The organism is Burkholderia sp. EMB26 (genome assembly GCF_024730645.1).
Lineage (GTDB): Bacteria > Pseudomonadota > Gammaproteobacteria > Burkholderiales > Burkholderiaceae > Burkholderia > Burkholderia cenocepacia.
In genome coordinates, this window is record NZ_CP078070.1 from 2,040,598 (window position 1) to 2,061,689 (window position 21,092).

Genomic DNA, 21,092 nt, shown 5'->3' on the forward strand with positions numbered 1-21,092 from the left:
GTTTTTTTACGTCCGCCGCCCGGCTCAATCGCGCTCGAACAGCGCGATCGATTCGACGTGCGACGTATTCGGGAACATGTTCACGACACCGGCGCCCTTCAGCCGGTAGCCGGCCTCGTGCACGAGCAGGCCTGCATCGCGCGCGAGCGTCGACGGGTTGCACGACACGTACACGATGCGCTTCGGCAGCGGACCTTCGCCGCTCTGCGCGATCTCGGCCAGCGCCTTCGACACCGCGAGCGCGCCTTCGCGCGGCGGGTCGATCAGGAACTTGTCGAATGCGCCGAGCGCGCGGAGGTCGTCGCCGGTCACTTCGAACAGGTTCCGGCACGCGAACGTCGTATGGCCGTCGACCCCGTTCTCGCGTGCGTTCGCCAGCGCGCGCGTGGTCAGCGTGTCGCTGCCCTCGATGCCCATCACTTCGCGCGACAGCCGCGCGAGCGGCAGCGTGAAGTTGCCGATCCCGCAGAACAGGTCGAGCACGCGATCGTCGCGCGACGGCGCGAGCAGGCGCAGCGCGCGGCCCACCAGCACGCGGTTGATCTGGTGATTGACCTGCGTGAAGTCGGTCGGCTTGAACGGCATGCGGATGCCGAATTCCGGCAGCGTGTAGTCGAGCGACACGTCGAGCGGATAGAACGGCGTCACCGTGTCCGGCCCCTTCGGCTGCAACCAGAACTGCACGTTGTGCTCGTCCGCGAACGCGCGCAGCAGCGCTTCGTCGTCCGCATTGATCGGCTCCAGCACGCGCAGCACGAGCGCGGTGACGGTCGAGCCGACCGCGAGTTCGATCTGCGGCATCCGGTCGCGAATCGACAGCCCCTCGACGAGCCGGCGCAGCGGCACGAGCATCGCCGACACGTGCGGCGGCAGCACTTCGCAGCTCGTCATGTCGGCGACGTAGCTGCTCTTCTTCTCGTGGAACCCGACCAGCACGCCGCCCTTCTTCGCGACGTTGCGCACGGTCAGGCGCGCCCGGTAGCGGTAGCCCCACGACGGGCCGTGGATCGGCGCAAACATCGTTTCCGCGCGCAGCTTCGCCAGATGCCACAGGTTGTCTTCGAGCACGCGTTGCTTGACCGCCACCTGCGCGCGCATGTCGAGATGCTGCATCGAGCAGCCGCCGCAGGTGCCGAAGAATTTGCACTTCGGCTGCGTGCGCAATACGCTCGGGCGCAGAATGTCGACGACCGTCGCCTGCTCGTAGCTCGGCTTGCGGCGGTAGCTCGAATAAGTCACGCGCTCGCCCGGCAGCGCGCCTTCGACGAAGATCACCTTGCCCGGCCCGCCGTCCTCGGTCACCGTGCGGCCAACACCGCGCGCTTCCATGTCGAGCGATTCGATCTCGAGAACCGGGGCGGGCCCGGGCGCGACGGGCGCATTTTTCGATTTGCGCGCAGAAGTGGGGACGGCTTCGGACACCAGCTTTTCCTGACAAACGTTGAAGAAGGCGAGATTGTAGACGACGAAAGCCTCCGTCGCGCGCTTTGGATGAGGCAGGCGTCGAACTTGCGCACGGACAGCCCGTGGCGCGACCGGGCGGCCATGCAGCGCCTGCGGCAATGCCCGGCCGCAAATCAGCCGGAGCAACGCCCGAGGCCCAAGGCCCGACATTTCGCCCGACAGGAGATTCGACCATGCGATTGATCGACTGGAACATCCAATGGGGTCGGGACGCGGACGGCGTCGTCGATCTTCCCCGCACCGTCGCGGCCATTCGCGAGCTCGGCGATTTCGACGTGCTGTGCCTGCAGGAAGTCACGCGCGGCTTCGACGCACTGCCCGGCCGGCCGGGCCCCGACCAGTTCGCCGAACTCGCCGCGCTGCTGCCCGGCTATACGGTCGTCGACGCGATCGGCGCCGACCTGCCGGCCATCCGGCCGGGCGCACCGCGCCGCCAGTTCGGCAACGCCATCGCGACAAGGCTGCCGGTCGGGCGCGTGCTGCGCCAGTCGCTGCCGTGGCCGGCCGACGCCGGCGCGCCGTCGATGCCGCGCGTCGCGCTCGACATCGAGTTGCAGGCGCCGTTCGGGCCGTTGCGCGTGGTCACCACGCATCTGGAGTATTACTCGGCGCGCCAGCGGCTCGCGCAGGTCGGCGCGCTGCGCGACCGGCATCGCGAGGCCTGTGCGCACGCGACCCACCCGGCCCGCGCCGAAACCGCCGAGGGGCCGTTCAGCGCGACCGGACAGCCACGCGATGCGATCGTCTGCGGCGATTTCAACAGTGCATTCGGCAGCGACGCATACCGGCGCTTCCTGGCGCCGCTTGCCGACGCGCCGGATTTCGTCGACGCGTGGGTTGCGCGGCACCCCGGCCGCACGCCGCCGCCGACGGCCGGCGTCTACGATACGGTGCAATGGTCGGACGGGCCGCTCGCGTGCGATTTCGTGTTCGTGACCGACACGCTGTTGCCGCGCGTCACCCGCTGCGAAATCGACGGTAACGTGCGCGCGTCCGATCACCAGCCGGTGCTGCTCGACCTCGGCTGATTCGGGCTGGCCGCGGCGCGGGCTGTCCGCGCTACGCGTCGAAGCCGGCCAGGTATTCGACCCAGTGTGGCGCCGGTTCCAGCGCAAGCGCGTTCTTCACGAGCAGGATCTCGTCCGCGTACTCGCTCGGCGTCAGGCCGCCGCGCATCAACTGGAACCTGCAATACAGCAGATAGGTATTGACGACGTCGGTTTCGCAGTAGTTGCGGATTTCCTCGATTCGCCCGTCCTGGAACGCCGGCCATACCTGGCTGCCGTCCATCCCGAGCTTGCCCGGAAAGCCGCACAGCTTCGCGAGCGCGTCGAGCGGCGCATTGGCGCGCGCCTGATACATCGCGAGCACGTCCATCAGGTCGGTATGCCGCGAGTGATAGCGCGAGATGTAGTTGTTCCACTTGAACTCGCGGTCGTCCTCGCCGAGATCCCAGTAGCGGGTGGCGGGAATGCCGTGCACGAGCGCGCGGTAATGGAGCACCGGCAGATCGAAGCCACCGCCGTTCCACGACACGAGCTGCGGCGTGTATTTCTCGATTACGCGGTAGAACGACTGGATCAGCGTGGCTTCGCTGTCCTGCGGCGTGCCGAGCGAGCGCACGCGAAAACCGTTGTTGTCGCGGAACACGCACGAAATCGCCGCGATCCGCTGCAGGTGATGCGGCAGGAAATCACTGCCGGTCTTCTCGCGGCGTGCGGCGAATGCATGCTCGGCCACCGCGGCATCGTCGAGCGTCGCGGGCAGGTCTTCCAGACGGCGAATGCCGTCGACATCGGGAATCGTCTCGATGTCAAAAACGAGAATCGGAGTCATCAGTTACAGAACGGCGTCCTTGCGCACGCCGTTGGAGGCAAAGAACCGCTTGAGGCGCACCAGCGCTTCCTGCTGGATCTGCCGCACGCGCTCGCGCGTGAGCCCCATCTCGTCGGCGAGCTCCTCGAGCGTCGCCGGTTCGATGTGGTTCAGGCCGAAGCGGCGCTCGATCACGTGCCGGTGCTTGTCGGACAGCCGCGACAGCCACGCGCGCGTCAGCGTTTCGAGCTCGCGGTGCTGCACCTCGGCGTCGGGCGACTGGCTCTGGTCGTCGGGCAGCAGGTCGAGCAGGCTGCTCGCGGGATCGAGGTCGAGCGGCGCGTCGAGCGACGCCGTGTGTTCGTTGAGCGCGAGGATATCGGTGACTTCCTCGGCGGTCTTGCCGGTGAGATAGGCGATGTCGTCGATGCTGGCTTCACGGCGTTCGGCCGCCTCGCCCGTCGACATCGAATTCTTTTCGAGGTGGCGCTTCGCGCGCAGCACCTGGTTCAGTTCGCGGATCACGTGCACGGGCAGGCGCACCGTGCGGGCCTGGTTCATGATCGCCCGCTCGATGCTCTGCCGGATCCACCACGTCGCGTAGGTCGAGAAGCGAAAACCGCGCGTCGGGTCGAATTTCTCGATCGCGTGCATCAGGCCGAGGTTGCCTTCCTCGATCAGGTCGAGCAGCGGCACGCCGCGGTTCAGGTACCCCTTCGCGATACTGACGACGAGACGCAGGTTGCGCTCGATCATCACCTGCCGCGCCTCGAATTCGCCGGCCTTCGCAAGACGCGAATAGCGCTGCTCTTCCTCGACGGTCAGCAGCGGCTTCACGCTGATGCGGTTCAGGTAATGCTGGATCGTGTCGGCCGTGAGTTCGGCCTGCAGCAGCGTGCGGAAATCGTCGACGTCGGGCGCGGCTTCCTGACGGCCTTCGCGCTCGTCGTCGCCACCTTCGGCCTCGGCGTCGCGTGCCTCGAGATCACGTTCGTTTTCCGCGACGTCGTCTTCGTCGTCCGTCGAAGCACCCACTCGCCCCACCGATGCTTGCGTGGCACGACTGATCTTCTCAGACTCGGCTTGCGGCTCGTGGCGCTTCGATTTCGGCATGGTCGTCTCGGTTATTGAGGCGGCAAATACTTCAGCGGATCGACAGGCTTACCCTGCCGGCGAACCTCGAAATGCAGCATCACGCGGTCGGCATCGCTGTTACCCATCTCGGCGATCTTCTGCCCCTTCGTTACCGCGTCCCCCTCTTTTACCATCAAAGCGCGATTGTGTGCATACGCCGTGAGGTAAGTTGCATCGTGCTTGATGATAATGAGGTTGCCGTAACCACGCAGACCGTTGCCGGAGTAAACGACTCGGCCGTCCGCCGCCGCCTTCACGGCCTCGCCGGCCGTCCCGCCGATATTGACACCCTTGTTCTTCGCGTCGTCGAACCCGTTCAGCACGGGGCCGCGCGCGGGCCACGCGAACGTCACGGGACCGCTCGGCGCCGCGGCCGTATCGCTCGATCCGGTTGCCGCAGCCGGCGGCGTGGCGGCCAGCGCCGACGACGTGCCGGCAGCTGGCGCGGCCGGACCGCTGCTCAGCGGTGCCGTCGCGACCGCACCACCGACGATCGGCGCGGCGGCCGGCGCACCCGCGACCGCGGCGCCGCCCGGCGGCGCCACGCGCAGCAGCTGGTCGACTTCGATCTGGTTCGGGTTCGCCAGGTTGTTCCACGACGCGATGTCGCGATAGTTCTGCCCGTTCTCGAGCGCAATCCGGTACAGCGTGTCGCCCGGCTTCACACGATAGAAGCCAGGCGGCGGCGGGCCGAGCGGCACCGCGGGCTGCGCGGTGGCGGTCGTGCCGAGCGACCCGGAGCGGTCGACGACGGGCGCGTTGTCGAGCCGCGTCGCACAGGCGGCCAGTAGCGTGGAGAACGCAGCCACACAGATCGCGCGCTGGGCGAGCGTGAGCGGTTCCCGGGATCGGTTGTTTTGCATCGCGCGCAACATACTCATCGGTTTCAAATCACTCCGGATTTTAAAGGGACAAAGAAAACGCGATCAAGCCGGGACTCTCGCCATTGCGCGTGCGCGACGCGCTCGACGAGCGTGAGCACCTGGTGCTGCCCGCTCTGCGCGCCGACCGGCGCGACGAGCCGCCCGCCGATCGCGAGCTGCTCGAGCAGTGCCTGCGGCACGTCGAGCCCCGCCGCCGCGATCACGATCGCGTCGAACGGGGCCGCGGACGGCAGGCCGACACGCCCGTCGCCATAGTGCAGACGGATGTTCGGCACGCGCAGCGGCCGCAGGTTCAGCTTCGCGCGCTCATACAGCGGCTTGATGCGTTCAATCGAATACACGTCGCGTGCCACGTGGCTCAGCACGGCGGCCTGATAGCCGCAGCCCGTGCCGATCTCGAGCACGCGCTCGAGTGTGCGGCCGGCCATCGCGAGCTCGATCATGCGCGCGACGACCGACGGCTTTGAAATGGTTTGCTGATGGCCGATCGGCAGCGCCGAATCCTCGTAGGCCTGCGTCGCGAGCCCCGGATCCACGAACAGGTGGCGCGGCACCGCGGCCATCGCGTCCAGCACGCGCGTATCGGTCACGCCGTTCGCGCGCAGGCGTTCGACCATCCGCTCGCGCACACGTTCCGACGTGAGGGCGAACGCGCCGGCCGGCGCGATCGTGGGCGCAGCCGGCTTCGGCAGCGCTGGCTTGAGCACGGTCGGCTTCGGTGCGGTCGCCGGTTTCGCGGCGCCGATACCCGGCAGCGGCGCCCGCACGGCGGCCGGCTTCACCGCAACCGGTTTCAGCACGGCTGCGGGTTTGTCGGCGGCCTTCGGCACCGCGCCCGCCGCCTGGCGTTCACCGGCCCGACCGTCCGACTTGCGTGGCGCTCGCTTGAGATCTTCGAGCGCGAGCGGGAACCGCTTCGCGCGCTCGCCGCTCATGAAGCCCGCCCTCCGGCGCGCACCCATTCGCGCGTCGCGGGCAGCATCTGCGTATGCGTGAGATCGAGCTGCAGCGGCGTGATCGACACGAAACCGTTTGCGACGGCGTGAAAATCGGTGCCCTCGCTGGCGTCCAGCGCGTCGCCCGCGGCACCGATCCAGTAGATCGGCTCGCCGCGCGGGTCGGTCTGGCGGATCACCGGCTGCGACGGATGACGCTTGCCGAGGCGCGTAACCTTCCAGCCCTTCAGCTCGTCGTACGGCAGGTTCGGAATATTGACGTTCAGCAGCGGGTTGCCCGGCAGCGGGTGCGCGAGGTAATGCGCGACGATTTCCGCGGCGACGCGCGCGGCGTCCGGCAGCTGGGCCCAGCCCTTGTCGACCAGCGAGAACGCAATCGCCGGCACACCGAACATGATGCCCTCGGTGGCGGCTGCAACTGTCCCCGAATAGAGCGTGTCTTCGCCCATGTTCTGGCCGTTGTTGATGCCGGATACGACGATGTCGGGCCTCTCATCGGCCATCCCCGTCAGCGCGACGTGCACCGAATCGGTCGGCGTGCCGTTCACGTAGAAGAAACCCGTACCCGCTGCGCGCTGCACCGACAGCGGCCGCGACAACGTGAGGGAGTTCGACGCGCCGCTGCAGTTCTGCTCGGGCGCGATCACCGTGAGCTCGGCCAGCGGCTGCAGCGCTTCGCTGAGCGCGGCGAGACCGGGGGCGAGATAGCCGTCGTCGTTGCTGAGTAGGATTCGCATCCGGCGATTGTAACCGAGGAAAGATGGCGCGAGAGCGACAGTCCGGCGGCCGCGGACGGGTGGGTATACGCATGGGCGCACGATGCGCCGCCGCATCGTGCGGCGGCATTCCACGTGCCGGGGAAAACACCGGGTCGCCGGGGTTTTTCGCCCCGACGAACGACTCGTCGGAAAAGGCGTCCGTCGGGCGGCCCGGCGCAAGGCGCCAGGCCGCGGGGCACTCAGATCGCGCCCGCCTCGCGCAGCGCGGCAATCGCCTGCGCGTCGTAGCCGAGGCCGCGCAGCACCTCGTCGGTGTGCTCGCCGAGCTCGGGCCCGAGCCAGCGCGTTTCGCCCGGCGTGTCCGACAGCTTCGGCGTGATGTTCGGCAGCGGAATGTCGGTGCCGTCGGCCAGCTTGAAACGCTGGATCATCTGGCGCGCGACGAACTGCGGATCGGTGAACATGTCGGCGGCGCTGTAGATGCGCCCGGCCGGCACGTCGGCCGCATTCAGCACGGCGAGCGCCTCTTCGATCGTGCGCGGCGCGAGCCACGCGGCGATCGCGTCGTCGATTTCCTGCGTGCGCGGCACGCGCCCGTCGTTTTGCGCGAGCGCGGGATCGTCGGCGAGGTCGTCGCGCTCGATCGCCTTCATCAGCCGCTTGAAGATCGGATCGCTGTTGCCGCCGATCACGATGCTGCCGTCGCGGCATGCATACGTATTCGACGGCACGATACCCGGCAGCGACGCGCCGGTGCGCTCGCGCACCATCCCGTACACGCCGTACTCGGGCACCACGCTTTCCATCATGTTGAAGACGGCTTCATACAGTGCAACGTCGACCACCTGCCCCGCGCCGCCGTTGACCTTGCGGTGATGGAGCGCCATCAGCGCGCCGATCACGCCGTGCAGCGCGGCGATCGAGTCGCCGATCGAGATGCCGATGCGCGGCGGCGGCAGATCCGGATAGCCGGTGATGTGGCGCAGCCCGCCCATCGATTCGGCGATCGCGCCGAAGCCAGGCCGGTCGCGGTACGGGCCCGTCTGCCCGTAGCCGGACAGGCGCACCATCACGAGGCCCGGATTGTCGGCCGACAGCACGTCGTAGCCGAGCCCGAGCTTTTCGAGCAGGCCCGGGCGGAAGTTCTCGATCACGATGTCGGCCTCGCTTGCGAGCTGCCGCGCGATCGCCTTGCCGGCGTCGGCCTTCAGGTTCAGCGTGACCGATTTCTTGTTGCGCGCCTGCACGGACCACCACAGCGACGTGCCGCCCTGCTCCGGATGGAGCTTGCGCCACTTGCGCAGCGGGTCGCCGCCGTTCGGATCCTCGATCTTAATCACTTCCGCGCCGAATTCGGCGAACAGCCGCGACGCGAACGGCCCCGCGATCAGCGTTCCGAATTCGAGCACTTTGACGCCCGCGAGCGGGCCCTGGCTGGTGCTCATGTGTCTCCCTGGCATGAGGAACGGCGCCGCCCGCAGGCGGCGCCCGGCTTACATCGTGCGGCGGTCGAGCATCGCGCGGGCGATGGTGCCCGCGTCGACGTACTCGAGCTCGCCGCCCACCGGCACGCCGCGCGCGAGGCGCGTGACCGCCAGCCCGCGCGCCTTGAGCGTCTGGCCGAGGTAGTGGGCGGTGGCTTCGCCTTCGTTCGTGAAGTTGGTCGCGAGCACGACTTCCTTGACGACGCCGTCGGACGCGCGCCGCACGAGGCGGTCGAAATGGATTTCCTTCGGGCCGATCCCGTCGAGCGGGCTCAATCGCCCCATCAGCACGAAATACAACCCGCGGTAGGTCATCGTCTGCTCGAGCATGATCTGGTCGGCAGGCGTCTCGACGACGCACAGCAGCGTCGGATCACGCTCCTCGTCGCTGCAGACCTCGCAGATCTGCGCTTCGGTGAACGTGTTGCACTTCTCGCAGTGCTGCAGGTGCTCGGTCGCGAACAGCAGCGACCGGCCGAGCCGCTCCGCGCCCTCACGGTCGTGCTGCATCAGGTGAACCGCCATGCGCTGCGCGGATTTCGGCCCGACGCCGGGCAGCACGCGCAACGCTTCGACGAGGGCGGACAGGGCGGACGGCTGTTTCATACGGCGGCAAACAGTGGCAAGGACGCCGCGCTCAGAACGGCAGCTTGAAGCCCGGGGGCAGCGGCAGGCCCGAGGTCATGCCGCTCATCTTTTCCTGCGACGTGGCTTCGGCCTTGCGCACCGCGTCGTTGAACGCAGCGGCGACGAGATCCTCGAGCATGTCCTTGTCGTCCGCGAGCAGGCTCGGGTCGATCGACACGCGGCGCACTTCGTTGCGGCACGTCATCGTCACCTTGACGAGGCCGGCGCCCGACTGCCCTTCGACTTCGATGAGCGCAAGCTGCTCCTGCATCTTCTTCATGTTTTCCTGCATTTGCTGCGCTTGCTTCATCAGTCCGGCGAGGTTGCCTTTCAACATGGGAATACTCCTTCTTGATCGTGTGAAAACCGGCACGCGGCGCGTGCCGGCCAATGTGTGCGGGGCGTGATTGTGCCTGTCGCGGGGCACTCAGTTCAATGCAGCGTCGGCGGCGCGCCGTCCGGCGCCGAATCGGCGAGCGGGCGCACCGACCCTTCGACGATGCGTGCACCGAACTCGCGCACGAGCTGCTGGACGAACGGATCGCCGTGAATCTCCTGCTCGGCTTCGCGCTGGCGCGCCGCGCGCGCGGCCGCATCGAGCGCCGCCGCGGTGCGCCGCGCGGGCCCGACCTCGACGGTCACCTCGACCGGCTTGCCGAGCGCATCGGCCAGTGCGGCCTTCAACTTCGCCACCTGTGCGGCGTCCGCATACTGCGGCACCGGCACGGACAATTTCAATGCGGTTGCATCGACGGCCGTCAGCTCGCTGTTGAACGCGAGCTGGTACGCGACACCCTTCAGCGGCAACCGCGCGGCCAGCGCCGGCCATTCGCCGTCGAAACCGATCGGATCGAGCGCGATCGCGGGCGGCAGCGGACGCGTGTCGATCGGCGCGGCCGGACGCGCGTCCGCCGGCTTCGGCGTCACGCGCACGTCGTCGGGACCGCTGTCGAACACCGGCACGAAGGCGTCGTCGGACCCGCCGAACATTTCGTCGGCGCTGAGCGGCACGTAGTCGTCGGGCGGGATGTCTTCCCACGGCGGCGACGGCTGGCGCGAATCGGCTGCTTGCGGCGCACGGGCGGCAGCACGCGGCGCCGGCACCTGGACGGCCGGACGCGGCGCGACCGGCTTTTCAGCAGCCGGCTGGGCCGCAGCCGGCTTGGCGGCAGCGCCTGCGCGCCCGCGGTCCGACGACACGCGCATCCCCGCATTGCGCAGCACGTCGAGTGCGGCGGCGGCACCGCCCGCGCGCGCCGCCGGCCGTGCGGCGGCCGGCTCGGGCGATGCGACGCGCGGCGCCGGTTCGGCCTGCGGAGCCGGTTCGTCGTTTCGCTGCACGACGGCAACGGCGGGCGGCTCGGGTTCCTTGCGCGCGGGAGGCGGCGTGTCGCCGACGGGCGCTGCCTTCGTTTCCGGCTGAGGAGGCTCGACAGCTTGCACGTCAGCCGCGACCGGTTCCGGCGCTGCTTCTGCCGGTGACTGAACGGCAGCCGGCTTGGCGGCCGGCCGTTCGGCTTCATCGCTCGATTGCACCGGCGCCGAACGGGCGACCGGCGCAGCCGGCGTCGCGGCTGGCGGGCGCGCTGCGCTTGCCGGCGCGGCCGATACCGGCTTCGCCGCGGCGGCGGCCGGTGCCGCCGTAGCACGCGGGGCCGGCACCGCACGCGGCGGCACGGACGGCTGACCGCCCGGTGCGCTGCCGGCGCCGACGGCCGGCTCGAACGCGAGCATCCGCAGCAGCGTCATCGTGAAACCGGCGTATTCGTCCGGCGCCAGGCCGAGTTCGGCGCGCCCGACCGTCGCGATCTGATAGAACAACTGCACCTGCTCGGGGCTCAGCGTCTCAGCAAACCGGCGCAGGTCGGCTGCTTCCGGCCATTCGTCGAGCACCGAGCCCGGCGCGAACTGCGCCCACGCGATCCGGTGCAGCAGGCTCGCGAGATCCTGCAGCGCGGTCGAGAACGACAGGCTGCGCAGCGACATCTCGTCGGCAATCGCGAGGATTTCCGGGCCGTTGCCGGCCGCGAGCGCGTCGAGCAGGCGCACCATGTAGGTCTGGTCGAGCGCGCCGAGCATGCCCGACACCGCCGACTCGGTCACCTCGTTCGCCGAATAGGCGATCGCCTGGTCGGTCAGCGACAGCGCGTCGCGCATGCTGCCCTGCGCGGCCCGCGCGAGCAGGCGCAGCGCCTGCGGCTCGAACGTGAGCCGTTCTTCGCCGAGGATCCGCTCGAGATGCGACACGATGTGCCCGGCCGGCATCTGCTTCAGGTTGAACTGCAGACAGCGCGACAGCACGGTGACGGGGATTTTCTGCGGATCGGTCGTCGCGAGGATGAACTTGACGTGCGGCGGCGGCTCTTCCAGCGTCTTCAGCATCGCGTTGAACGCGTGATTCGTCAGCATGTGCACTTCGTCGATCATGTAGACCTTGAAGCGCGCATCGACGGGCGCGTACACCGCGCGCTCAAGCAGCGCGGCCATTTCGTCGACGCCGCGGTTGCTCGCCGCGTCCATCTCGACGTAATCGACGAAACGGCCCTCGTCGATCTCGCGACACGCGCGACACACGCCGCACGGCTGCGACGTGACGCCGGTTTCACAGTTGAGCGCCTTCGCGAAGATCCGCGACAGCGTCGTCTTGCCGACACCGCGGGTTCCGGTAAACAGATAGGCGTGATGGAGACGCCCGCCGTCGAGCGCGTGCGTGAGCGCCCTGACGACGTGCTCCTGGCCGACGAGCGAAGCGAAATCCTTCGGACGCCACTTGCGTGCGAGAACTTGATAGGTCATCGGGAAATTGTATCAGTAACGCTGCGTCGCGCCGACACGCGAAGCGGTGCGGAACACGGGCAAGGTGGAGGTCGAACAGAGTGTGACGCAGAAATAAAAAACGCCCTGCGAACGGGGCGAGAAGGAAGGTGACGAGCCCAACCCTCGGCACTGGCGGAAAACGATTGTGGCTGCTTCGTTCCCGACCTGACCAGGTTCACCGCCCCACCATGCGAGGAGGCCCGTCACGGCATATTCTATCACCGCTTCCGGACGAATGCGACCGTTTGTTCGCATCAAAGCGAATATCGCCGGGCAAACCCGCGCATCGCCCGTTCGCGCGCACCGCATGCGGCCCACCCCCTTGTAATTTGCGGACCGGCCTCCACCTGCGTGGCACGACGGTCGAACGTCGCGTCGTACCCCTACTCGCGTAGCGGCTACTATCGCCGCCCGCAGCAGATAGCAATTTAGGCTAATATGACGCCCGAACGACCCGCGAGCCGCGGCATGCAGCGCTTACGCCCCCTCCCTTCCGGAAGGCGGAGTGACCTGCCGCAGCGGCCGGCAGCCTACGGCGGCCGGTACGCCGCAACGCGCAAGCAGGCAGTCCCCGAACCGTAAGAGGTATTGACCCAATGAGCGAACAGATCAAACACATCAGCGACGCATCGTTCGAACAGGACGTCGTCAAGTCCGACAAGCCCGTACTCGTCGATTTCTGGGCCGAATGGTGCGGCCCGTGCAAGATGATCGCCCCGATCCTCGACGAAGTCGCGAAGGACTACGGCGACAAGCTGCAGATCGCGAAGATCAACGTCGACGACAACCAGGCCACGCCCGCGAAGTTCGGCGTGCGCGGCATCCCGACGCTGATCCTGTTCAAGAACGGCGCGGCCGCCGCGCAGAAGGTCGGCGCGCTGTCGAAGTCGCAGCTCACCGCCTTCCTGGACAGCCACCTGTAATACCGGCAGTTCCACGGACGTGTTGTCAGTCGGCAACACGTCCGTCGTCAAGCCGCCGATCGCTCGCTCAAGCGCGAATCGGCCTATGCTAGAATTAAAAAACGTCGACAAGACGCATTTAAGTCTCTGAGCGCCTCCGCTCGCCCTCCTCCCTTATTTTCTTTCGTCGCTTCTCCTCCCTGGCGGGTTCTCCGTATGCATTTATCCGAGCTCAAGTCTCTGCACGTGTCCGAACTGATCGAAATGGCCAACGGCCTGGAGATCGAAAACGCGAACCGCCTGCGCAAGCAGGAGTTGATGTTTGCCATTCTCAAAAAGCGCGCCAAGACGGGAGAGACGATCTTCGGCGACGGTACGCTCGAAGTGCTGCCGGACGGCTTCGGCTTCCTGCGCTCGCCGGAAATGTCGTACCTCGCGAGCACCGACGACATCTACATCAGCCCGTCGCAGATCCGCCGCTTCAACCTGCACACCGGCGACACCATCGAAGGTGAAGTCCGCACGCCGAAGGACGGCGAGCGCTACTTCGCGCTGGTGAAAGTCGACAAAGTCAACGGGCAGCCGCCCGAGGCCTCGAAACACAAGATCATGTTCGAGAACCTCACGCCGCTGCACCCGAACAAGCCGCTGTCGCTCGAACGCGAAATGCGCGGCGAGGAAAACGTCACGGGCCGCATCATCGACATGATCGCGCCGATCGGCAAGGGCCAGCGCGGCCTGCTCGTCGCGTCGCCGAAGTCCGGCAAGACCGTGATGCTCCAGCACATCGCGCATGCGATCAAGCAGAACCACCCGGACGTGATCCTGTTCGTGCTGCTGATCGACGAGCGCCCGGAAGAAGTGACCGAAATGCAGCGCTCGGTCGCCGGCGAAGTGATCGCGTCGACGTTCGACGAACCGGCCACGCGCCACGTGCAGGTCGCCGAAATGGTGATCGAGAAGGCCAAGCGCCTCGTCGAAATGAAGCACGACGTCGTGATTCTGCTCGACTCGATCACGCGTCTCGCGCGTGCGTACAACACCGTGATCCCGGCATCGGGCAAGGTGCTGACGGGCGGTGTCGACGCGAACGCGCTGCAGCGTCCGAAGCGCTTCTTCGGCGCGGCGCGCAACATCGAGGAAGGCGGTTCGCTGACGATCATCGGCACCGCGCTGATCGAAACCGGCAGCCGCATGGACGACGTGATCTACGAAGAGTTCAAGGGCACCGGCAACATGGAAGTGCACCTCGAGCGCCGTCTCGCGGAAAAGCGCGTGTATCCGTCGATCAACCTGAACAAGTCGGGCACGCGTCGCGAGGAAATGCTGATCAAGCCCGAGATCCTTCAGAAGATCTGGGTGCTGCGCAAGTTCATCCACGACATGGACGAAGTCGAGGCAATGGAATTCCTGCTGGACAAGATCCGCCAGACGAAGAGCAACTCCGAGTTCTTCGACCTGATGCGCCGCGGCGGCTGATCGCCCCCGCCCCGCGACACGGCCGCCCGCGCATCCTGCCCGGCGGCCGTTTTTTCGGCCCCAACCTGAACGTGAACGTACAGGTTGATCTATAATCGCGTCATTGTCCCGCCGAATCCCCGATACCCGATGCCGACCGACGCCTCCACCCCGCTATTGACCGTCAGCGACGCCGCGTCGCGGCTCGGCGTCACGCCGCGCACGCTCAAATATTACGAAGAGCGCGGCCTCGTCACGCCGTCGCGCAGCGAAGGCCGCTACCGTCTCTACGACGAAGCCGACCTCGAGCGTTTCGCGCGCATCCTGCGGCTGCGCGCGCTGGGCTTCTCGCTGCACGGCATCACCGAAATGCTGAAGCGTCCGCTGGAAGAAACGGGCGACGGCCGGCGCCGCTATTCGGATGCGTCGCTGCGCGACATCCGCGCCGGCCTCGCCGAGCAGATCGACACGCTCGACCGGCGGATCGCGGCCGTCCAGCGCGAACTGAAGGAAGCCGTCGCGCTGCGCAAGGAGTTGCAGCACGACATCGACTACGTCGAGCGGCGCCTCGCCGGTGAAAACGCCGATGAACTGATCGCGCAGCGGCGGGCCGAAATCGGCGCGCGGCGCGCCCGCAAGGACCGCGAATGAACGCCGTGCCGGGCCGGCCGCCGCTATGGAGCCGCGCGAACCTGCGCGCGGACCTGTTTCCATGGGCGCTCGCGCTCGTCACCGGCATCGACTACTTCGACAACGCCGTCTTCTCGTTCTTCGCGAGCTACATCGCGGGCGGCATCAACGCGTCGCCCGACGAACTCGTGTGGTCGTCGAGCGCCTACGCGGTCACGGCCGTGCTCGGCATCCTGCAGCAGCAATGGTGGGTCGACCGGCTCGGCCATCGCCGCTACGTCGCGGGCTGCATGCTGATGTTCTCGCTCGGCGCGATCGCGGCGGCGCTGGCCGACACGTCGCTGGAGCTCGCGTTCGCGCGCGGCTTCCAGGGCTATTTCATCGGCCCGATGATGGGCGCGTGCCGGATCCTGATCCAGATCAGCTTCAAGCCGCAGGAGCGGCCGCCCGCGACACGCGCGTTCCTGATCATGATCCTGCTCGGCAGCGCGCTCGCGCCGATCGTCGGCGGGCTGCTGGTCGCGCATTCGACGTGGCGCGCCCTGTTCGCGTGCACGGCGCCGGCCGGCATCGCGTTCGCCATCCTCGCGTTGCTCACGCTGCCCGATTCGGGCCGCACGCCGGACGACGAGCGCGGCTCCGGACACTTCTGGCCGTATGTCGTGTTCGCGCTCGCGCAAGGGGCGCTGCAGATCGTGCTGCAGCAGGTGCATTACCAGCTCTACAGCGGCTCGCCGATGCTGATCATGCTGACGTTTGCCGGGCTCGGCGCGCTCGCGTGGTTCGCGTATCACCAGTGGAACCATCCGACGCCGCTCGTGCGGCTGCATGCGTTCCGCGAGCGCACTTTTCAGGTCGGGCTGCTGCTCTACATGTTCTATTACTACGAGACGACGGGCTTCAGTTACCTGACGTCGCGATTTCTCGAGGGCGGGCTCGGCTATCCGGTCGAGAATGCCGGGCGCCTGGTCGGCACGATGTCGCTGATCTCCGCCACCGCGCTGTTCGCGTACCTGCGCTACGCGAAATTCGTCCCGCACAAGAAGTGGTTCGTCGTGCCCGGGTTCGCGATCGCCGTCACGGCCGCGCTGTGGATGACGCGGATGACGCCGCAGGTCGGCGAAGCCGCGCTGATCGTCCCGCTGCTGCTGCGCGGATTGCTGCTGCTGTTCATCGTGCTGCCGGTCGCGAACCTCACGTTCCGGATCTTCGCGATCGACGAATACACGCACGGCTACCGGCTGAAGAACATCGTGCGGCAACTGACGATCTCGTTCGCGACGTCGTCGGTGATCATCGTCGAGCAGCATCGCGTCGCCGTGCACCAGACGCGGCTCGTCGAGCGCGCGAACCTGTTCGACCCGCTGTTCCAGCAGACCGTCGACGCGCTGACGCGCAGCTACGCGGCAGCCGGCCACGCGCTGAACGACGCGCATGGCCTCGCGATCGCGTCGATCGCGCGAATGGTCGCGCAACAGGCGTCGTTCCTCGCGTCGCTCGACGGCTTTTACTTCCTCGCGGGCGTGGCGCTCGTCGGCGGCCTCTTCGCGGCATGGCAAAAACAGATCGATTGAGTTAAAAGACAGGCTTTGGATTTTCGTCCGCAGCCTCCATGCTTTCGAAACTGACCCGCTGGTTCGACGACCGCCGCCGCGACCGCGCGCTGCGCAGCCATCCGATTCCCGATCCGCTGTGGCAGGAAACCGTCGAACGCCTGCCGTTCCTCGCCGCCCTGCCGCCCGACGCGCTCGGGCGGCTGCGCGAGCTGACGAGCCTGTTCGTCGCGAAAAAATCGTTTTCGACCGCGCACGGGCTCGAACTGACCGACGCGATGATCGTCGCGATCGCCGCGCAGGCCTGCCTGCCGGTGCTGAATCTGGACCTGTCGCTGTACGACGGCTGGGTCGGCGTCGTCGTGTACCCGGGCGAATTCGTGATCCGCAAGACCGTGCAGGACGAGGACGGCGTCGTCCACGAAGTCGAGCAGGATGCGAGCGGCGAGGCCTGGGAAGGCGGCCCGGTGATCCTGTCGTGGGAAGACGCGCAGATGACGGACGGCCGGGACGCGTACAACGTCGTGATCCACGAGTTCGCGCACAAGATCGACATGGTCAACGGCGCGGCCGACGGCTATCCGCCCCTGTTTCGCCGCTGGCATGCGCCGCACCTCGACGCGCAGGCGTGGGCCGACGTGTTCGAACATGCGTACGACCAGTTCTGCGCGCGCGTCGACGCGGTGCCGGATCGCGCATGGGCGCGCTTCGAGCGGGATTCGCTGATCGATCCCTATGCGGCCGATCACCCGTCGGAATTCTTCGCGGTATGCAGCGAGGCGCTGTTCGTGCGACCGAAAGCGTTCGAGTCCGAATTTCCGGAGCTGTACCGGCTCCTCGCGCGCTACTACCGACAGGATCCGGCCGGCACCGGCGCGCTCGACGCACCGTGAAAATTAATCGTCAACCGTCTGATTTTCTGGCATAATCGCCGTTTTTCGACCTTAGGCAAGTGGCTCGCGCCGGGCTTGACGTCAGCCGAATCGCTCCACCGGGGCGGCTCGACACGGCAAGCGGCGGGTTGGCTACCGCTATCACCAAGGAAAATCATGAAACCTGGCATTCACCCGGACTACCGCGAAGTCGTCTTCCAAGACATGTCGAACGGCTTCAAGTTCATCACGCGCTCGACGATCCAGACGCGCGAAAACATCGAACTCGACGGCAAGACCTACCCGCTCGCCAAGATCGAAGTGTCGTCGGAATCGCACTCGTTCTACACGGGTCAGCAAAAGATCATGGACACGGCAGGCCGTGTCGAGAAGTTCAAGAACAAGTTCGGCGTACGCGCCAACGGCAAGGCGAAGTAAGCTTCGCACCGTATCCGGTGGTTGCAACGTACCGGTATCGCACAAAAGGGCAGCCCAGGCTGCCCTTTTTTGTCTCTGCTCGCCCGACGACGCGCCGCCCGGCGCCCGGGCAACGACCTGACGCACAACAGCGGGCGCGACTACAATGCCGGATGCTCGAAACCGGCTCGACCGCGCGCAACCGCGCTGGCCGCCCGCCCATAACAAATCGCTCATCTGCATGAAGCCTGTCGTCCGTCTCACCGCCTCCGCCACGCGTGCGCTGCCGCGCTGGCTGCTGCTCACGCTCTGCCTCGTCTACGCGGCGTTCGGCCTGTTCGGCCGCGACCCGTGGAAAAACGAGGACGCGGCAGGCTTCGGCGTGATGTGGACGATGGCCAAGGGCGGCTGGCACGACTGGCTGCTGCCGAACCTGGTCGGCAAGTTCATCACGACCGACGGGCCGCTCGGCTACTGGCTCGGCGCGCTGTCGATCCGCGGCCTCGGCCCGTGGGTCGACGCGAGCAACGCGTCGCGCGTCGCGACCGGCGTGCTGTTCTGCGTCGCGTGCGCGTTCGTCTGGTATGCGGCCTACCTGCTCGGCCGGCGCGCCGAGGTCCAACCATTCAAGTACGCGTTCGGCGGCGAGCCCGAGCCGCGCGACTACGGCCGCACGCTCGCGGACGGTGCGCTGCTGGTGCTCGTCGCCTGCTTCGGCCTCGCGGAACGCGGGCACGAAACGACGCCGCAGCTCGCGCAGTTCGCGTGGATCGCGATGCTCGTGTACGGGATCGTGCGCGGCATCGACAAGCCGCTGCAGGGCGCCCTGTGGTGGGGCCTCGCGATCGGCCTCGTCGCGCTGTCCGGCAACCCGGTGCTGGTCGTCGCGCTGCTCGCGGGCACGGCCGCGCTGTGGCTCGTCACGCCCGAGATGCGCAACCTGCACCTGCCGCTGCTCGGCGTGCCGCTCGCGGCCGCGATCTTCGCGCTGTGGCCGCTCGCCGCCATCGTCGCGGCGCCCGACGACGCCGCGTGGTTCTTCAACCAGTGGATCCACGGCAGCCTGATGCGCTTTTCGGGCCCGCCGACGGCCGTGCTCGGCTATGCGGCGAAAAACCTGCCGCTGTTCACGTGGCCCGCGTGGCCGCTCGCGATCTGGGCGTGGTGGAGCTGGGCCGGCATGCGCCGTCGCGCGCACATCGCGATTCCGCTGTCGGTCGCCGTACCGCTCGTCGCGCTCGTGATCCTGCAAAGCCAGCAGTCGAACCGCATGTACATGCTGCTGCTGCCGCCGCTCGCGGTGCTCGCGACGTTCGCGCTGCCGACCCTCAAGCGCGGCGCGATCAACGCGATCGACTGGTTCGCGGTGCTGAGCTTCACGATCCTCGGCACCTTCGTGTGGCTCGTGTGGCTCGCGTCGCTCACCGGCTTCCCGCATCCGCTCGCGCGCAACCTCGCGCGCCTCGTGCCCGGCTACGAGCCGCATTTCAAGATCCTGTCGTTCATCTGCGCGGTGATCGTCACCGTGTGCTGGTGCTTCCTCGTGCGCTGGCGTGTGTCGCGCCAGCCGAAGGTGCTGTGGCGCAGCGTCGTGCTGTCGAGCGCGGGCACCACGTTGATGTGGGTGCTGCTGATGACGCTGTGGCTGCCGATCGTCAACTACGGCCGAACCTATCGCGATGTCGCGCAACAGATCGCCGTGCACCTGCCGTCCGACTACGAGTGCATCTCGCCGGTGCGGCTTGGCGACGCGCAGATCGCGACCTTCGCGTACTTCGGCGACATGCACTTCGATTTCTCCGGCGACTGCGACGTGATCCTGCGCCAGGACCGCGCCGACTTCGGCGAGCCGAGCGCGATGTCGCAATACGTGTGGCGTCTCGTCTGGGAAGGCCGGCGCGTCGCCGACCGCGACGAGCGCTTCCGCCTGTACGAGCGCATCGAACGGCCGAAAGCGCCCGTCAAGCGGCGTCCGCCGCGCCGCCCGACGGCCGATTGACGATGCTCGGCGACATCCGCCGGATCGTCGGTCTCGCGTGGCCGGTGCTGGTCGGCCAGCTCGCGATCATCGCGTTCGGCGTGATTGACACCGCGATGGTCGGCCGCTACTCGGCCGTCGATCTCGCCGCGCTCGGGCTCGGCTCGTCGATCTACGTATCGATCTACATCGGCCTGACGGGCATCCTGTCCGCGCTGCAGCCGATCACCGGGCAACTGTACGGCGCGCGGCGCTATGCGGAGATCGGCGAGGAAGTGCGCCAGGCGCTGTGGCTCGCGCTGCTGCTCGCGATTCCCGGCTTCCTGCTGCTGCATTTTCCCGAGCCGCTGCTGCGCGTCGCGCATGCGCCCGCCGCGCTGCACGACCGCACCGTCGACTACCTGCGCATCCTGTCGTACGGGCTGCCCGCCAGCCTCGTATTCCGCATCTACAACGCGCTGACCAACGCGGCCGGCAAGCCGCGGCTCGCGATGATCCTGCAGATCGGCGCGCTGCTGCTCAAGTTCCCGCTGAACGTGTGGTTCATCTTCGGCGGCTTCGGCGTACCGGCGCTCGGTGGCCCCGGCTGCGGGCTGGCCAGCACGCTGATCAACTGGGCGCTCGCGCTGATCGGCTACACGCTGCTCGCGAAGCTCGACGTGTTCGCGCCGCTCGCGATCTTCTCGCGCTTCTGCTGGCCCGTCTGGGAACGCCAGAAGGCGATCCTGAAGCTCGGCGTGCCGATGGGCCTGTCGTACCTGATCGAGGTCACGTCGTACACGTGCATGGCGCTGTTCATCGCGCAGTTCGGCACGACGACGCTCGCCGGCCACCAGATCGCCGGCAACATCGGCGCCGTGCTGTACATGACGCCGCTGTCGATCGGCGTGGCGGCGTCGACGCTGGTCGCGCGCGCGCTCGGCGCCGGACGCGCCGAGGAAGCCCGGCTGCTCGGCCGACACAGCGTGATCTTCGCGTGCGGCGTGGCGGCCGCCTACGGCCTGCTCGTGTTCGCGCTGCGCCCGCTCATCATCGGCGGCTACACGCCGAACCCCGCCGTCGCCGCGGCCGCGATGCCGCTCGTCGCGATCGTCGCGTGCTATCACGTGTTCGATGCGCTGCAGGTCACGTCGGCGTTCGTGCTGCGCGCGTACAAGGTGGCGGTCGTGCCGACCGTGATCTATGCGGTCGCGCTGTGGGGCGTCGGACTCAGCGGCGGCTACGTGCTCGGCTTCGACGTCGGCGGCATCGCACCCGCATGGCTGACCGGCGCGCGCGGCTTCTGGTTCGCGAACACGGTCAGCCTGATGCTGGCGGGCGTGGGGCTCGTGCTGTACCTGCGCCGCATCGGTCGCGCGCACGCCACCGCGGCTGCGTGATGC

Annotated in this window: 19 protein-coding genes and 1 other RNA gene; 9 read left to right on the forward strand and 11 right to left on the reverse strand. The window is 67.5% G+C overall.

Annotated features, from left to right (window positions below; all coding sequences use genetic code 11):
* Positions 1-24: 24 nt before the first annotated feature.
* Positions 25-1,329: a 23S rRNA (uracil(1939)-C(5))-methyltransferase RlmD gene (gene rlmD, locus KU887_RS09590; protein WP_230877682.1), complete on the reverse strand. Its 1,305-nt coding sequence runs from the start codon at positions 1,327-1,329 to the stop codon at positions 25-27.
* Positions 1,330-1,637: 308 nt separating this feature from the next.
* On the opposite strand from rlmD, the gene KU887_RS09595 reads away from it, so the two are divergent.
* Positions 1,638-2,492, forward strand: a complete 855-nt coding sequence (locus KU887_RS09595; RefSeq protein ID WP_058901519.1) for an endonuclease/exonuclease/phosphatase family protein — start codon at positions 1,638-1,640, stop codon at positions 2,490-2,492.
* A gap of 31 nt (positions 2,493-2,523) precedes the next feature.
* Here the strand turns inward: KU887_RS09595 and KU887_RS09600 are convergent, their stop codons facing one another.
* The 10 genes from KU887_RS09600 to ffs all read right to left on the reverse strand — a co-directional run bounded on the left by KU887_RS09600 (position 2,524) and on the right by ffs (position 12,105).
* Positions 2,524-3,300, reverse strand: a complete 777-nt coding sequence (locus tag KU887_RS09600) for a 3'-5' exonuclease (protein WP_258250034.1) — start codon at positions 3,298-3,300, stop codon at positions 2,524-2,526.
* A gap of 3 nt (positions 3,301-3,303) precedes the next feature.
* Complete coding sequence (gene rpoS, locus KU887_RS09605; protein ID WP_006484452.1) at positions 3,304-4,392, reverse strand: RNA polymerase sigma factor RpoS; 1,089 nt, start codon at positions 4,390-4,392, stop codon at positions 3,304-3,306.
* Between the two features lie 11 nt (positions 4,393-4,403).
* Positions 4,404-5,294: a peptidoglycan DD-metalloendopeptidase family protein gene (locus KU887_RS09610; protein ID WP_034195698.1), complete on the reverse strand. Its 891-nt coding sequence runs from the start codon at positions 5,292-5,294 to the stop codon at positions 4,404-4,406.
* A 5-nt stretch (positions 5,295-5,299) separates the two neighbouring features.
* Positions 5,300-6,232, reverse strand: coding sequence for a protein-L-isoaspartate(D-aspartate) O-methyltransferase (locus KU887_RS09615; protein ID WP_006482129.1), 933 nt, complete (start codon positions 6,230-6,232; stop codon positions 5,300-5,302).
* The gene (gene surE, locus KU887_RS09620; RefSeq protein WP_006482126.1) at positions 6,229-6,990 is read right to left on the reverse strand and encodes a 5'/3'-nucleotidase SurE; all 762 of its coding nucleotides are present in this window, start codon (positions 6,988-6,990) and stop codon (positions 6,229-6,231) included. The genes KU887_RS09615 and surE overlap by 4 nt, the downstream gene beginning before the upstream one ends.
* Positions 6,991-7,211: 221 nt before the next feature.
* Positions 7,212-8,417 carry a CaiB/BaiF CoA-transferase family protein gene (locus tag KU887_RS09625; protein ID WP_006482127.1) on the reverse strand — a complete coding sequence of 402 codons (1,206 nt, stop codon included), beginning with the start codon at positions 8,415-8,417 and terminating at the stop codon, positions 7,212-7,214.
* Between the two features lie 48 nt (positions 8,418-8,465).
* Entirely contained in the window at positions 8,466-9,062 is a 597-nt protein-coding gene (recR, locus tag KU887_RS09630) for a recombination mediator RecR (RefSeq protein ID WP_006478665.1), read from the reverse strand.
* A gap of 31 nt (positions 9,063-9,093) precedes the next feature.
* The gene (locus KU887_RS09635) at positions 9,094-9,420 is read right to left on the reverse strand and encodes a YbaB/EbfC family nucleoid-associated protein (protein ID WP_006482124.1); all 327 of its coding nucleotides are present in this window, start codon (positions 9,418-9,420) and stop codon (positions 9,094-9,096) included.
* A 95-nt stretch (positions 9,421-9,515) separates the two neighbouring features.
* Positions 9,516-11,879 carry a DNA polymerase III subunit gamma/tau gene (locus KU887_RS09640; protein WP_258250035.1) on the reverse strand — a complete coding sequence of 788 codons (2,364 nt, stop codon included), beginning with the start codon at positions 11,877-11,879 and terminating at the stop codon, positions 9,516-9,518.
* Positions 11,880-12,006: 127 nt separating this feature from the next.
* Positions 12,007-12,105, reverse strand: an RNA gene (ffs, locus tag KU887_RS09645) — signal recognition particle sRNA small type.
* A 391-nt stretch (positions 12,106-12,496) separates the two neighbouring features.
* On the opposite strand from ffs, the gene trxA reads away from it, so the two are divergent.
* From trxA to KU887_RS09685, 8 genes are all read left to right on the forward strand, one after another.
* On the forward strand, positions 12,497-12,823 hold the full coding sequence (trxA, locus tag KU887_RS09650) for a thioredoxin TrxA (RefSeq protein WP_006402348.1): 327 nt from the start codon (positions 12,497-12,499) through the stop codon (positions 12,821-12,823).
* A 195-nt stretch (positions 12,824-13,018) separates the two neighbouring features.
* Entirely contained in the window at positions 13,019-14,281 is a 1,263-nt protein-coding gene (rho, locus tag KU887_RS09655; protein ID WP_006478662.1) for a transcription termination factor Rho, read from the forward strand.
* Between the two features lie 129 nt (positions 14,282-14,410).
* Positions 14,411-14,911 (forward strand): MerR family transcriptional regulator, encoded by a 501-nt coding sequence (locus KU887_RS09660; protein ID WP_006485074.1) that lies wholly within the window; start codon positions 14,411-14,413, stop codon positions 14,909-14,911.
* Complete coding sequence (locus KU887_RS09665; protein ID WP_048985926.1) at positions 14,908-16,464, forward strand: MFS transporter; 1,557 nt, start codon at positions 14,908-14,910, stop codon at positions 16,462-16,464. Before KU887_RS09660 ends, KU887_RS09665 begins: the two co-directional genes overlap by 4 nt.
* 38 nt (positions 16,465-16,502) lie before the next feature.
* Complete coding sequence (locus tag KU887_RS09670; protein WP_006496402.1) at positions 16,503-17,336, forward strand: zinc-dependent peptidase; 834 nt, start codon at positions 16,503-16,505, stop codon at positions 17,334-17,336.
* A gap of 156 nt (positions 17,337-17,492) precedes the next feature.
* Positions 17,493-17,753 carry a type B 50S ribosomal protein L31 gene (locus tag KU887_RS09675; RefSeq protein WP_006485080.1) on the forward strand — a complete coding sequence of 87 codons (261 nt, stop codon included), beginning with the start codon at positions 17,493-17,495 and terminating at the stop codon, positions 17,751-17,753.
* Positions 17,754-17,898: 145 nt separating this feature from the next.
* Positions 17,899-19,731 carry a glycosyltransferase family 39 protein gene (locus KU887_RS09680; RefSeq protein ID WP_006485070.1) on the forward strand — a complete coding sequence of 611 codons (1,833 nt, stop codon included), beginning with the start codon at positions 17,899-17,901 and terminating at the stop codon, positions 19,729-19,731.
* Between the two features lie 2 nt (positions 19,732-19,733).
* Positions 19,734-21,089 (forward strand): MATE family efflux transporter, encoded by a 1,356-nt coding sequence (locus KU887_RS09685; protein WP_258250036.1) that lies wholly within the window; start codon positions 19,734-19,736, stop codon positions 21,087-21,089.
* Positions 21,090-21,092 lie beyond the last annotated feature (3 nt).